Origin of the sequence: Arthrobacter globiformis (assembly GCF_046536215.2) — a bacterium.
GTDB lineage: Bacteria > Actinomycetota > Actinomycetes > Actinomycetales > Micrococcaceae > Arthrobacter > Arthrobacter globiformis_E.
Genome location: NZ_CM143421.1, coordinates 4,244,144 through 4,256,541, shown reverse-complemented (window position 1 = coordinate 4,256,541; position 12,398 = coordinate 4,244,144). Strand labels below are relative to the sequence as shown.

Below are 12,398 nucleotides of genomic sequence, written 5' to 3'. Positions count from 1 at the left end.
CGGCCGGGCCGCGGCCGGCGCCGGCCGGCCCGTAGCCGCCGCCCGGCTGCCGGGTCCGGTTACTTGGCGGTCAGGTCCTTCCGGCGGAACGTCCCGGCGATGGAGAGCTTGCGGCCGTATTCGATGGAGCCGTAGCGGAACAGGTGCACGGCCAGGCGCAGGACGAGGATCCCCGCGATGAAGACCTCGGCGATCACGATGGCTGATTCGAGGGGTCCAAGGGTTCCGAAGCCGTTGCGCAGCAGCGCGGTCACCGGGGCGGTGAGCGGGAAGTAGGTGAAGACCTGCACGATCAGTGCTTCGGGGTCGCTGATGATGAGGCTGACGGCGTAGAAGGGCACGAAGATCAGGGCCATCAGCGGGCCGAAGATGGTGCCCGCTTCCTTGGCTGTGGGCATGATCGCGCCGATCGCCACGAGCACGCCGGTGAACAGGGTGAACCCGCCCAGCAGCAGCAACAGGCCGGTAATCATCGGGACGGGCTCGAACACGAGCGAGGACAGGTCGAGGTCGGGCAGGGACACCGAGTCGCGGAACAGGAAGTAGGCGAGCGCGATCGGCGTGAGGAACACTGCTATCTGGAGGAGCCCGACGGCGAACAGGGAGATGATCTTGCCCGTGATCAGGGTGGTGGGGTTCAGGGTGGTCAGGATCATCTCCGTGACCCGGTTTTCCTTCTCCTCCAGAGTGCTGTTCAGCATCTGGTTGGACAGCAGGATGATGCTGACGTAGAAAATGACCAGAAACAGCAGCGGCGGTATGACTGAACCGATGCCTCCGGAGACCCGGCCGTCCCGGTACGTTTCGGCGTCGAACTTCACTACGCCGCTCAAGGCGGCGGTGACTTCCGGCGAATTGACCCGGGACTGGGCCGCGGTGGTGAGCAGGTGCTTGGCCACTGCCTCATACTTGCCGTTCTCGAACATGCCCTTGTCCGCGCCGTAGACCTTGACCGGCTGGGTGGCGGGATCGGCCGGGTAGGCGAAGTACGCCTCGCTGCTGCCGTTCTTGACGGCCTCCAGCGCGGCGCCGGGGTTCGACGTCGGTGTCCCGCCGACGGCCTGGGCCAGCGCTGCGGGGATGAGCCCGGAGGCATCGGTGTAGGTGAAGGTCAGTGCCGAGTTCTTCTGGGCGTCGGCGTTGGCCGAGGTGCTGGAGTTGCTGGCGTAGACCAGGGCGAAGATGATCGCGAAGACCACCGGGATGGCCAGGGTGGCGATGATGAACCCGCGCTTCTTGATGGTGCGCATGAATTCGAACCCGACGACGGTACCCAGGTTGTGCTGTTGGAAAGGGTTGTGCTGTTGGAGGGGGTTGTGCTGTCTGAATGCTGTGCGTGCCATCGTCCTAGACCTCTGCCATTTCGTGCTGTTCCCCGTACACCTGGATGAAGATTTCCTCGAGCGACGCCCGTGCGGTGGCGAAGCTGCGGACGGCGACGCCGGCCCCGATCAGTTCGCGCAGGACCGCCGTCCCGTCCGCGCCGGCGGCAGGGGCCAGTTCGGCGTGCCCGTCGCCGTCGCGCACCACGTCGTACAGGTCCGAGGCGGGCAGGACGCCGTCGTAACCCAGCCGGTACATGGTGCCGCCGAACTGGTCCTGGACCTCGGCGACGGTCCCGTACGCGCGGGAGGTGCCGTCCTTGAGGAGGATGACGCGGTCGCAGAGCCGCTCCACTTCCTCCATCTGGTGGGTGACCATGATGACGGTGGCGCCGGCGAGCTTCTGCTCCTCGATGATGTCCATCAGCAGCCGGCGGTTCACGGGGTCGAAGCCTTTGGTGGGCTCGTCGAGGATGAGCAGGTCGGGGTCGTTCATGATGGTGACGCCGAGCTGGACCTTCTGCTGCTGGCCGCCGGAGAGCTTGTCCAGCCGGACCGCGGCCTTGTCGGCGAGGCCCACGCGCTCCAGGTAGGTCTGGGACCAGGCGCGGGCGTGGTGCTTGCTCAGGCCCTTGAGCCGGCCGAAGTAGACCATCACGTCCAGGACGGCTTCCTTCTTGTACAGGCCGCGCTCCTCCGGCAGGTATCCCAGCCGGGCACCGTCCTTGGGTTCGAAGACCTTCCCGCCGATGTGCAGGGTGCCGGCGGTGGGCTTGTAGATGCCCAGCAGCGCCCGCAGCGTGGTGGTCTTCCCGGAGCCGTTGCTGCCCAGGAAGCCGAACGTCTCCCCTGCCCGCACATCGAAGGACAGGTCTTTGACGACCGTGGTCTCCCCGAAGTCCATGCGGAAGTTTTTGATGTGCACAAGCGGCTCGGCCGCGTCCCCCAACGTCATGAAGCCAGCCTAGCGGAACCGAGTCAGGCGTCTCGGTTGCGGGCGGCGTGGGCGGTGGGTCTGCCCGGTCTGTCGGCGCAAAGGCAGACGCAGGCGCCCGGAGACGGAGACCCGCGGAATTCTCCTAACGGTCACACAACCGTTCCCGGGAAAGTCTCGTCAGCAGCCCGCCCCACGAGTAGCTTTGTGCCATGACCGGAGACTTTGACCTCGAGGCGGAAGAATCGCAGGAAATCGCCGATGATCCGCGCCGAATTGGGTACTGGTTCTTCAGGGCGCTCCACGACAGGGCAAAGAACCTGGACGACCTGCACATGATCGTGACCCCGGAGTCCCGTCCGTTCTGGGGATCCTTCGAAATCGCCGCCGCCCTGCTGGAGTCCATCGAAGGCGCCGGCATGCTGCAGGAAGCGGTCTACGCGCACGGCGACCTCAACGTCTGCTACATGCGCGTCATCCGTGAAGCCCAGGAGCACACGCTCATCACACCGGCCTCAGTGCTGGACGACCCGCTGCTGATCACGCTGGTGTGGCGGCCCGACCACGGCCGGTGGATGGTCCACGGCTTTGGCGACATGGTGCATCCGGACAGGGTGCCCCGCGGGGCTTAGTAACCGAGCTAGCTGGTCGCGCCGGAGGCGACGACGCCGGCGCCGAGGGCGGCAATGATGCCGCTGCTGGCACGTTCGACGCCGGTGCTCACCTTTGGGCGCCGCAGCCACCCCATCGCCTTGTAGGCGATAAGCGCGACGACGGCCAGGTAGGCGAATCCGATGATCGCTTCCACCGCGCCCAAAATCATCGCCGTGCCCATGGTGTCGCCGCCCTGCGGGATGAACTGCGGAACGACCGCCAGGTAGAACAGGCCAACTTTGGGGTTGAGCAGCGTGGACAGCGCCCCCGCCCCGAAGCCGGCGAGGTTGCTGTACCGAAGTGCGCTTCCTTCTTTGCCGCCCGCGGCCATCCCGTCCTTGGCGGCCTTCCGGGTCTTCAGGAACGAGGAAATGCCGAGGTACAGCAGGTAGAGGCCGCCCGCGATCTTCAGCCAGCGGAACACCTCCGCGGACTGCTCCAGGATCGCGGCCAGTCCGACGCCGACGAGCGCAGCCCATCCGATGGCGGCAACCGCCGAGCCTGCCGCGGCAGCAATCCCAGCGCTGGGCCGGTTCAACGCGATGCGCAGCACCAGGAACGTGTCCGGTCCGGGCGTAATGGACAGAATGAGGCACAGTCCGGCGAAGGCAGCGAGCGAAGCGAGGGTCATGGAGACGATTATCCCTGATCGGCGCTTTCTTCACGAAAGGCCGCGCGCCCGGTCGAACCATGCCTGCCCGGCCCCTGCTACTGCCGGTGGCTATCCATGAGCAGTACGGCCATGTCCTTCGCGCGTGCCGCGGCACGGGGATCCCCTTCGGCGGCAGCGACCATGGCTCCCTTGATCAGGATGTGGATGGACCAGGCGAAGTCATACGGGTTGTCGAGGCCGGCGGATTTTGCGAGGTCAGCGATCTGCTCCCGAGTCTTCTCCAGATACTGGATGCTGGCTTTCCCGAGGGGGTGGTCGGGACCCATTTCCATCATCACGTGCAAAAAGGAGCTGACCTGGACCGCGCCCTGGCGGAACCAGTCGTCGAAGACGTCGAAGATGGTCAGCATGGCTGCCTCCCCGCGCGTCCCGCGCCGGGCAATAGCATCCTCGATCGCGGCCGTGCGTTCCCGGTACCACTGCTCGAGGAAAGCCAGCACCACGTCGTCCTTGGAATGAAAATGCCTGTAGAAGGTTGCCTTGGCCACCCCCGAGACACGGATCAGCTCGTCGACTCCCACGTCACGGATCCCGCGCCGGGCGAACAGTTCGTAGGCCGCGGCAAGGATCTTCTCCGGCGGCGTGCTCGTCGCAGGGCGCCCTGGCTGGTCGGTCCCCTCTGAAGTCTGCACAATCGGATCATATAACGCGCAGCTTGGAACGAGACGGACCGTTCTTTCTACCGCACGCTTAATCCCCGAAACATGCGAATGGCAAGGAGAAACAATCTCCCTGCCACTTTCAGAATATAGGTCGGCAGGGGGCTTGCCGCAAGGCCCCCACCCTCGGCCAGAATGGTTGGCCGCGGCCAACAAAGTTTATGGATTGGGGTTCTCACATGTTTGACGTGATCATTAGCGGCGGCGGGCCGACGGGCATGATGCTGGCCAGCGAACTGCGGCTGCACGGCGTGGACGTGCTGGTGCTGGAGAAGGACGCGGAGCCGACCCAGGCCGTCCGCTCGCTCGGCCTGCACCCGCGCAGCATCGAGATCATGGACCAGCGCGGGCTGCTGGACCGGTTCCTCGCTGAGGGGAAGCAGTATCCCGGCGTCGGACGGTTCGCCGGCATCGAGAAGCCGCTGCCAAACAACCTGGACACCGCCCACGGCTACATCCTCGGCATCCCGCAGCCGGTCACCGACCGCCTGCTGGCGGAGCACGCCGTCGAACTCGGTGCACAGGTCCGCCGCGGCTGCGAGGTGACGGGGTTCGAGCAGGACGACGACGGCGTGACCGTCGGGCTCGCCGACGGCACCCGGGTGCGCGCACGCTGGTTCGTCGGCTGCGACGGCGGGCGCAGCCTGGTGCGCCGGCAGCTCGGCATCGGCTTCCCCGGGGACCCCGCCACCACCGAGTGGATCCACAGCGAGATGGAGGTGACCACTCCCCCGGACGAGCTGGCCGCCGTCGTGGACGAAGTCCGCAAGACCCACCGGGGGTTCGGCGTCGGGCCGGCCGGGAACGGCCTGTTCCGCGCCGTGGTGCCGGCGGCAACGGTGGCCGAGGACCGCTCGGTCCCGCCGACCCTGGAGGAGCTCCGCACGCAGCTGCGCGCCCACGCCGGCACCGACTTCGGCGTCCATTCACCGCGCTGGATAACCCGCTTCACCGACGCCACCCGGCTGGCCGAGCAGTACCGCGCGGGCCGGGTGTTCCTTGCCGGCGACGCGGCTCACATCCACCCGCCGCTGGGAGGGCAGGGGCTGAACCTCGGCATCCAGGACTCGTTCAACCTCGGCTGGAAGCTCGCCGCCGAGGTCAGCGGCTGGGCGCCGGACGGGCTGCTGGACACCTACTTCGCCGAGCGCCACCCGGTCGCCGCCGACGTCCTGACCATCACCCGCGCCCAGAGCGAACTGATCTCGCCAGAGCCCGGCCCTCAGGCCGTGCGCCGCCTGCTGGCTGAGCTGATGGAGTTCGACGACGTCAGCCGGTTCCTCGCCGAAAGGATCAGTTCGACCGGGGTCCGGTACGACTTCGGCGAAGGGTCCCGGCTGCTCGGCAGGCGCCTCCGCGACATCCCGCTGTCGCGGGGCCGCCTCTACGAGCTCACCCGCAAAGGCCGCGGGTTCCTGCTGGACCAGACCGGCGGACTGTCCGTGGCGGGGTGGACAGACCGGGTGGACCTGATCGCGGACACCAGCGAGGAACTGGACGCTCCCGCGGTCCTGCTCCGGCCGGACGGCCACGTCGCCTGGACCGGCGACAACCAGGAAGACCTGCTCCGCCACCTGAAGCAATGGTTCGGCGCGGCCTCCGAGGGGCCCTAGGACTGGGCCGGCGCCGGGCGGTACCGCAGCAGGGCGTTGCTGGATCCCGGGAACGGCCGTACTTCCAGCAGCGTGAGGTTTGCGGGCTCGAGGAACAGGGGCTGACCGGCGGTGAGGGCCGACGGACTGACGGTCAGATGCAGTTCGTCGACGAGCCCCTGGGCCAGCAGGCCGTTCCACATGACGCGGCTGCCGAAGATGAGGATGTCTTCATTCCCGCGCTGTTTTTCCTGTTCCAGCCACGCGCCCGCTTCATCCCTTCGGACGACGGTGGTGGTGGCCGCCCAGGGATGGCCGGCAGGAACGGTCAGGGAGTCCGACACCACGGCTTTGGCCACGCGGTTGTAGAGGCGGCTGATTTCCCGGTTGTCAGGACTCAACGCCCGGTTGTCGGGGTCCTCATCGGCATCGGCAATGGCCGGCCAGTAGCCGCCGAACCCTTCGAACGACGTCCGGCCCAGCAGCACCGTTCCCGCTGACCGCAGCCGTTCGAGGTTGTAGGCGTCGAAGGTCTCATCCATGTTGAGCACCGTCGGGTTCCCGCTTTCATCGGCATAGAAGCCGTCGAGGGAGACGATGTTGTTGACAACAGTCCGGCGCATACACGAATCCTAGGCGTCCCCACCGTCAAAAAGGAGGGGGGCAAAGGCCCCGAACATTTTCCCAAGCCCAGGAACCCACACTTGCATTACTCCACACGGAGCGCAGCCACAGGCACACTGCTGCAATCCTTCCCGCCGGGCCGGCATGTCCCCCCAATGCAGACCGGCTCGGCGGCAATGCCCCGGCTCAGGAGGCTGCGTCGAGGGTGATGTCCGCAGTCTGACTCTGGCCGTCGCGCTGGAAGGTGATTTTCACGGTGGCTCCGGCGGCCTGCTCGCGGGCGGCGGCCGTCAGCTCGGACGCGTCGGTCACGGTCCGGCCGGCCAGGCCGGTCACCACGTCGCCGGCTTTCAGCCCGGCCTTGTCCGCGGCGGACCCGGAGGTTACCGAGGCCACCTCGGCGCCGGCGGTGAAGTCCGACGACGACCCTGACGTTTTGTCCTGAACGGACAGTCCCAGCTGGCCATGGGTCGCTTTACCCGTGGAGATGATCTCCTCCGCCACCCGCTTCGCCTGGTTGATCGGGATGGAGAAGCCGACGCCGATGTTCCCGCTCTGGGTGGACGAGGACGACGATCCCGCGGACGCGATGGCCACATTGACGCCGATGATCTCGCCCTGCGCGTTGACCAGGGCGCCGCCGGAGTTGCCCGGGTTGATGGCTGCGTCGGTCTGGATGACGTTGATGCTGATGGAGTCCTGGGCGGCCGAGGCCGACAGCCCCTGCTGCGATCCGAACGGGTTCTGCGACGAGCCGCCCTGGGACGAAGACCCGTCGGAGGTGGCGGAAGACGCCGTCTCGATGGTGCGGTTCACCGCTGAGACGATGCCGTCGGTCACGGTGCCGCTGAGGCCCAGGGGCGCGCCGATGGCGATGGCCTTGTCCCCGACGTTGACGGCGCCGGAGTCACCGAGGGTTGCGGGAGTCAGCCCGTCGGCGTCGATCTTGATGACGGCAAGGTCGGACAGCGGGTCGGTGCCCACGATGGTCGCTTTGTAGACCTGGCCGTTGTTGGTGCGGACCTCGACGGCGGCATCCGCCGCCGCCCCGTCCAGGGTCACCACGTGCGTGTTGGTGAGGATGTGGCCCTCCGTGTCCAGGATGATGCCCGAGCCGGTGCCGCCTGAACTGCCGGAGCTGACGCTGATGGTCACCACGCTGGGCGAGGCCTTCTGCGCGGCGGCCGTGACGGCGTTGACGCTCTCCGTGTTGTTGACGATGACCGGGCTGATCGCGGCCTGGGCCGTGGTGCCCGTCGCCGCGGGCGCGTCGGGCCACACCGCGGCTACCCCGGAAGCCACCCCGCCGCCGAGGAGACCGGCCGCCACGAGGCACGTGACGAAGACTGCCGGACCAACCCGCTTCTTGTCCCGCGGGCGGACCGGCGGCGCCGGGGGCACCGGGCCAAAAGCCGGATGACCTCCTGCCGGAGGGAGGGTCGGCAGAGGGGCGGTCCCCTGCGGAGCTGTTTCCTGCAGTGCGGCGGTAGGAGGGACAGGATTGTGGCTGGTCTCCGTGTACATGTGTGGCTCCTCAGGCGGTGCGCTCCGGCTGTTCCCGGAGCTTCCCTCTAATCCTGTCCACCGGGCCTTTCACCCTTCTGTCCCCGTGCTGTGCGGATGCTGTGAACGTTGCCCAGAGAAACCAAGTAGTGAGAGGAAGAGGGCCTGGAAATTCGGGTACCGGCTACGCTTGTCCGGCCAGCATCCCGAAGAATATCTTGCCGTTTAAGGTCGCCCAGGACCGCGAGCTGTCCCCAACGGCCTCAACGGGTCTCATCCATGTGTTCAGCACCGACGACGTGTTGAGCTCCGGACATTGGAGCGCGGAATGATGAAGCGATTCTTCAGGCTTGGGGTTGCAGGCAGCGCCGCGGCGTCCCTGATATGCGCGCTGGCGGTGGGCGCCGCTCCGGCCCAGGCGGCGACCTGTCAGCCAGGAACTCCGGCACCAACGAACTCAAATCCGGGGACAACGGTGCTGGCCACCAACTTCGAGTCCGGGACGCTGGCCGGATTCACCGCCACCACCGGCGGTACCGGAACCGCCGCCGTCTCCTCGGACGAGGCCCATTCAGGGACCTGCGCCGCCTTCCTGCATGCCACGGCCGACGCCGGCTCGATTTCCAACCTGTCAGTGCCTCTCCCTGCAGGCACGGCGACGTCCTATGCCGATGGCTGGTTCAACATCACCCAGGCCGGTGTCGTGGGCAACGACGTCCCGTACTTCCGGTTTTTCTCCGGCAGCCTGCGGGTCGCCGACATCTACCGTTACAACTCCAACGGGCAGCTCTGGCTCCGCGTCACCTCACCAACCGGAGATTTCGTCTATACCCGGCTGAGATCTACAGCCATCCCGCTCGACACCTGGCACCACGTGGTCATGCGGGTCACCGCCAACGGTCTCGGGACCGACGTGCAGGTGTGGTTCGACGAGGCTTCCGTGTTCTCCAGCAACCAGGTAGCCAGCGCTGCCACTACGTTGAGCGCGGCCCAGGTTGGTGCAGAGCATCTGCGCCAAATGGGCGATGCCTACGTTGACGACCTCGTCATCAAGGCTGGCACGGCGTCCAGCCCCAACCCGCCCGTGCCCAACCCGCCCAGCACCAGTTCCTCCATCCGCAGCGCCGCGGACGTGGTGGCGGCGGGACCGGACGGCACGCTCTGGAACTACCCGGCCACCGGCACAGGCGGGCTGCAGACCCGGGTGAGAATCGGCGTCGGCTGGTCCGCGCTGGCCAGAGGGTTTGTGACGGACTGGAACAGCGACGGCGTCTTCGACATCATCGCGCAGTGGAAGGACGGCCGGCTCAGCTTCTACCCCGGACGCCGCGGCGGTGGATTCACCGCGGCCCAGGCCATCGGCACCGGCTGGGGCAGCTTCCACATCACCGTCGGCCACTGGCGCAAGACCGACCAGTTTCCGGGCATTCTGGCCTACGACGCCGCCGGGACCCTCTGGTACTACGGCAACACCACAGGATCACAACTGGCGCCCCGGGTCAGGGCCGGGACCGGCTGGAGCGGCCTGTACCTCACCATGACCGACTTCGACCAGGACGGAGCCCAGGACATCCTCGCCAAACGCAGCGACGGCAGCCTCGTCCTGTACCGCTCCAACGGAACCGGCGGCTTCATCTCCGAAGCCAGGCGCACCGTAGGCACCGGATGGAACAGCATCAACAGCATCACCGCCGTCGAAGGCTTCACCACCGGAAGCTCAGGGCTCCTGACCCGGCTCAGCGACGGCCGCCTCGCGCACTACCCCTTCAGCAAAGGTACCTGGGGCGTGCGGAGCATCGTCGGCGCCGGCTGGAGCACCTACAACATCCTGAGGTAAGAGTTTGGCCTGCCCTCGTCCGCCAATGTAACGTTTTAGTCACCGGTTGGCTCACACCCCCGTCGGAACAACCCGAATTCCGTTGTGCGTGGTAGGCGCTGATGAGGCGTTGACCTTTCCCTGTCTCATGCCGGTGCCCCATTTCGGGCAGGACTTGCGTTGCGCCGGCCTGCCCGTTTCGCACCCCCGAAGAGGATTTAGTTCTCATGCGCAGGAAATATCTGCTGTCCGTCGCCATGCTCTCGGTACTGCTTGCCACGTCGGCATGCCAGGCGGGATCCCCCGCCTCAGTCGCATCCCCGCAACCCGCAGGCTTGACGGGCTCCGGCGCCGGGGCTGGTTCCACCAGCCAGCCGGAAATCGGGATTTCCCAGTGGAACGCGGCCCAGGCCGCCAAGGCAGCAAAGACCAACCCGGCTGCAGCCACCAAGGCCGGGCCCTCCGCACATACCAAGCCGGCCGCAGCTACCAAGGCAAAGGCGGCCGCCAAGACCGAACCGGCCGCGACCGACGAGGCAACAGCAGACGCAAAAGACTTGGCAGCCAAGGCGGCTGCAGCTGAAAAGGCAGCTGCCGCCGTCGCTAAGAAAGAAGCGGCTAAGAAAGAAGCGGCAGCTAAGCAGGAAGCCGCAGCAAAGAAGAAGGCGGCCCGGGATGCAGCGAAAACACGGCCTGCACCAGGCGGCCTGAAACGGGTCACGCCGATCCCTGTTACTCCCAAGACGGCACCTGCGCCCGACCAGCAGGATTCCGCGGAAGAAGTCGTCCGCTCCGCTTGCGACACGGCTGACGCCCTGCATGACAACATCTTGGACGCGACGGTCGGCGATCCTGTGCTGCCAGTAACGGTCGGCGGAACCGGTACGGACGCTGACACAATGAGCAAATTCCGCTGTCTCGATTGAGTTGCCCTAGTAGACAGCACCGCCAAACCAAGTAGTCCATCCAAGTAGTCGGCGGAGCCGGACAATAAAGTCGAGTACCTGCCACTGTTGTCCGCCCTCCTGACCTGCGGGTAATTTGCCGTGTACTGGTCGTCGAGATGTGGCCACTGTCGCCGAACAGCTCTATCAGCCTGAACCACGAGTTCAGTCACATCGGAGCGCGGAATGATGAAAAAGTACTTGAAATATGGGGTTGTGGGCGGCACCTCGGTGTCCCTGATTTGGGCGCTGGCGGTGGGAGCCGTCCCGGCCCAGGCGGCGACATGCCAGCTAGGAACCCCCGCCCCGGTCAGCACCTATCCGGGAACGGCGGTGATGGCCAATAATTTCGAATCCGGGGGCCTGGACGGGTTCACGTCCTCCACCGGAGGCACCGGAACCGCGGAAATCTCCTCGGACCAGTTCCACTCGGGGACCTGCGCCGCGCACCTGCATGTCACGGCCGATCCGAGCTCGCTCGCCAACCTCACCGCGCCCCTGCCGGCGGGTACGGCGACGGCCTATGCCGACGGCTGGTTCAACATCACCCAGGCCGGGGAGCTGGGCAACGACGTCCCGTACCTCCGGTTCTTCTCGGGCAGTATCCGGGTAGCCGACGTCTACCGGTTCAACAACAACGGACAGCTCTGGCTCCGGATGACCGCACCGGACGGGGCCTCTGTGTTTACCCGCCTGATGAGTTCCAGCATCACGCTCAGCGAGTGGCACCACGTGGCCATGCGGGTCACAGCCAACGGCACCGCGTCGACCGTGGAGGTGAATTTTGACGGCACAACGGTGTTCTCCAGCAGCCAGGTAGCCACCAGCGCCACCACGCTGGACGCGGTCCAGTTGGGTGCGGAACACAACCGCCAAATGGGCGACACCTACATTGACGACGTCGTCATCAATGCTGCACCCCGTCCCGCCGCCACTCCGTCCATCCGCAGCGCCGCGGACGTCGTGGCCGCCGGCCCGGACGGCACGCTCTGGAACTACCCGGCCACCGGCACAGGCGGGCTCCAGACCCGGGTGAAGATCGGCGTCGGCTGGTCCGGACTGGCCAAGGGATTCGTGGCGGACTGGAACAGCGACGGTACGTTCGACATCATCGCGCAGTGGAAGGACGGCCGGCTGAGCTTCTACCCCGGCCGAGCCACCGGCGGCTTCGCGCCGGCCAGGGCCATCGGCACCGGCTGGGGCAGCTTCCACGTCACCGTCGGCAACTGGCGGAATAGCGACCAGCACCCGGGCATCCTTGCCTACGACGCCGCCGGGACCCTCTGGTACTACGGCAACAGCGCCGGAGCATCACTGTCACCGCGGGTCAAGGCCGGGACCGGCTGGGGCGGCCTGTACCTCACCATGACCGACTTCGACCAGGACGGGTCGCAGGACATCCTCGCCAAACGCAGCGATGGAAACCTCGTACTGTACCGCTCCAACGGAACCGGCGGCTTCGTCTCCGAAGCCAGGCGCACAGTGGGCACCGGATGGAACAGCATCAACAGCATCACCGCCGTCGAAGGCTTCACCACCGGAAGCTCAGGACTCATCGCCCGGCTCACCGACGGCCGCCTCGCCCACTACCCCTTCAGCCACGGCACCTGGGGTGCACGCACCATCTTCGGCGCCGGCTGGAGCACCTACAACCTCTTCCGGTGAGCGAGCGTCCGG

11 protein-coding genes are annotated in these 12,398 nt (G+C 66.6%); 5 read left to right on the top strand and 6 right to left on the bottom strand.

What is annotated here, in order from left to right:
- Positions 1-59: 59 nt before the first annotated feature.
- Both R5O87_RS19275 and R5O87_RS19270 read right to left on the bottom strand, forming a co-directional pair.
- Complete coding sequence (locus R5O87_RS19275) at positions 60-1,343, bottom strand: ABC transporter permease (RefSeq protein WP_410556677.1); 1,284 nt, start codon at positions 1,341-1,343, stop codon at positions 60-62.
- Between the two features lie 4 nt (positions 1,344-1,347).
- Positions 1,348-2,277 (bottom strand): ABC transporter ATP-binding protein, encoded by a 930-nt coding sequence (locus R5O87_RS19270; RefSeq protein ID WP_410556678.1) that lies wholly within the window; start codon positions 2,275-2,277, stop codon positions 1,348-1,350.
- Positions 2,278-2,468: 191 nt separating this feature from the next.
- On the opposite strand from R5O87_RS19270, the gene R5O87_RS19265 reads away from it, so the two are divergent.
- Positions 2,469-2,888, top strand: coding sequence for a hypothetical protein (locus R5O87_RS19265; protein WP_410556679.1), 420 nt, complete (start codon positions 2,469-2,471; stop codon positions 2,886-2,888).
- 8 nt (positions 2,889-2,896) lie between these two features.
- Here the strand turns inward: R5O87_RS19265 and R5O87_RS19260 are convergent, their stop codons facing one another.
- Positions 2,897-3,541 (bottom strand): LysE family translocator, encoded by a 645-nt coding sequence (locus R5O87_RS19260; RefSeq protein ID WP_410556680.1) that lies wholly within the window; start codon positions 3,539-3,541, stop codon positions 2,897-2,899.
- Positions 3,542-3,618: 77 nt separating this feature from the next.
- Positions 3,619-4,215 (bottom strand): TetR/AcrR family transcriptional regulator, encoded by a 597-nt coding sequence (locus R5O87_RS19255; protein WP_410556681.1) that lies wholly within the window; start codon positions 4,213-4,215, stop codon positions 3,619-3,621.
- Positions 4,216-4,421: 206 nt separating this feature from the next.
- On the opposite strand from R5O87_RS19255, the gene rox reads away from it, so the two are divergent.
- The gene (rox, locus tag R5O87_RS19250) at positions 4,422-5,855 is read left to right on the top strand and encodes a rifampin monooxygenase (RefSeq protein ID WP_410556683.1); all 1,434 of its coding nucleotides are present in this window, start codon (positions 4,422-4,424) and stop codon (positions 5,853-5,855) included.
- Here the strand turns inward: rox and R5O87_RS19245 are convergent.
- Both R5O87_RS19245 and R5O87_RS19240 read right to left on the bottom strand, forming a co-directional pair.
- On the bottom strand, positions 5,852-6,457 hold the full coding sequence (locus R5O87_RS19245; protein WP_410556684.1) for a dihydrofolate reductase family protein: 606 nt from the start codon (positions 6,455-6,457) through the stop codon (positions 5,852-5,854). The genes rox and R5O87_RS19245 overlap by 4 nt on opposite strands.
- A 187-nt stretch (positions 6,458-6,644) precedes the next feature.
- Positions 6,645-7,982, bottom strand: coding sequence for a S1C family serine protease (locus R5O87_RS19240; protein WP_410556686.1), 1,338 nt, complete (start codon positions 7,980-7,982; stop codon positions 6,645-6,647).
- 307 nt (positions 7,983-8,289) lie between these two features.
- On the opposite strand from R5O87_RS19240, the gene R5O87_RS19235 reads away from it, so the two are divergent.
- The 3 genes from R5O87_RS19235 to R5O87_RS19225 all read left to right on the top strand — a co-directional run bounded on the left by R5O87_RS19235 (position 8,290) and on the right by R5O87_RS19225 (position 12,386).
- On the top strand, positions 8,290-9,798 hold the full coding sequence (locus R5O87_RS19235) for an FG-GAP repeat domain-containing protein (RefSeq protein WP_410556687.1): 1,509 nt from the start codon (positions 8,290-8,292) through the stop codon (positions 9,796-9,798).
- A 206-nt stretch (positions 9,799-10,004) separates the two neighbouring features.
- Positions 10,005-10,703, top strand: a complete 699-nt coding sequence (locus tag R5O87_RS19230; protein ID WP_410556688.1) for a hypothetical protein — start codon at positions 10,005-10,007, stop codon at positions 10,701-10,703.
- A 219-nt stretch (positions 10,704-10,922) separates the two neighbouring features.
- Positions 10,923-12,386 (top strand): FG-GAP repeat domain-containing protein, encoded by a 1,464-nt coding sequence (locus R5O87_RS19225; protein ID WP_410556689.1) that lies wholly within the window; start codon positions 10,923-10,925, stop codon positions 12,384-12,386.
- Positions 12,387-12,398 lie beyond the last annotated feature (12 nt).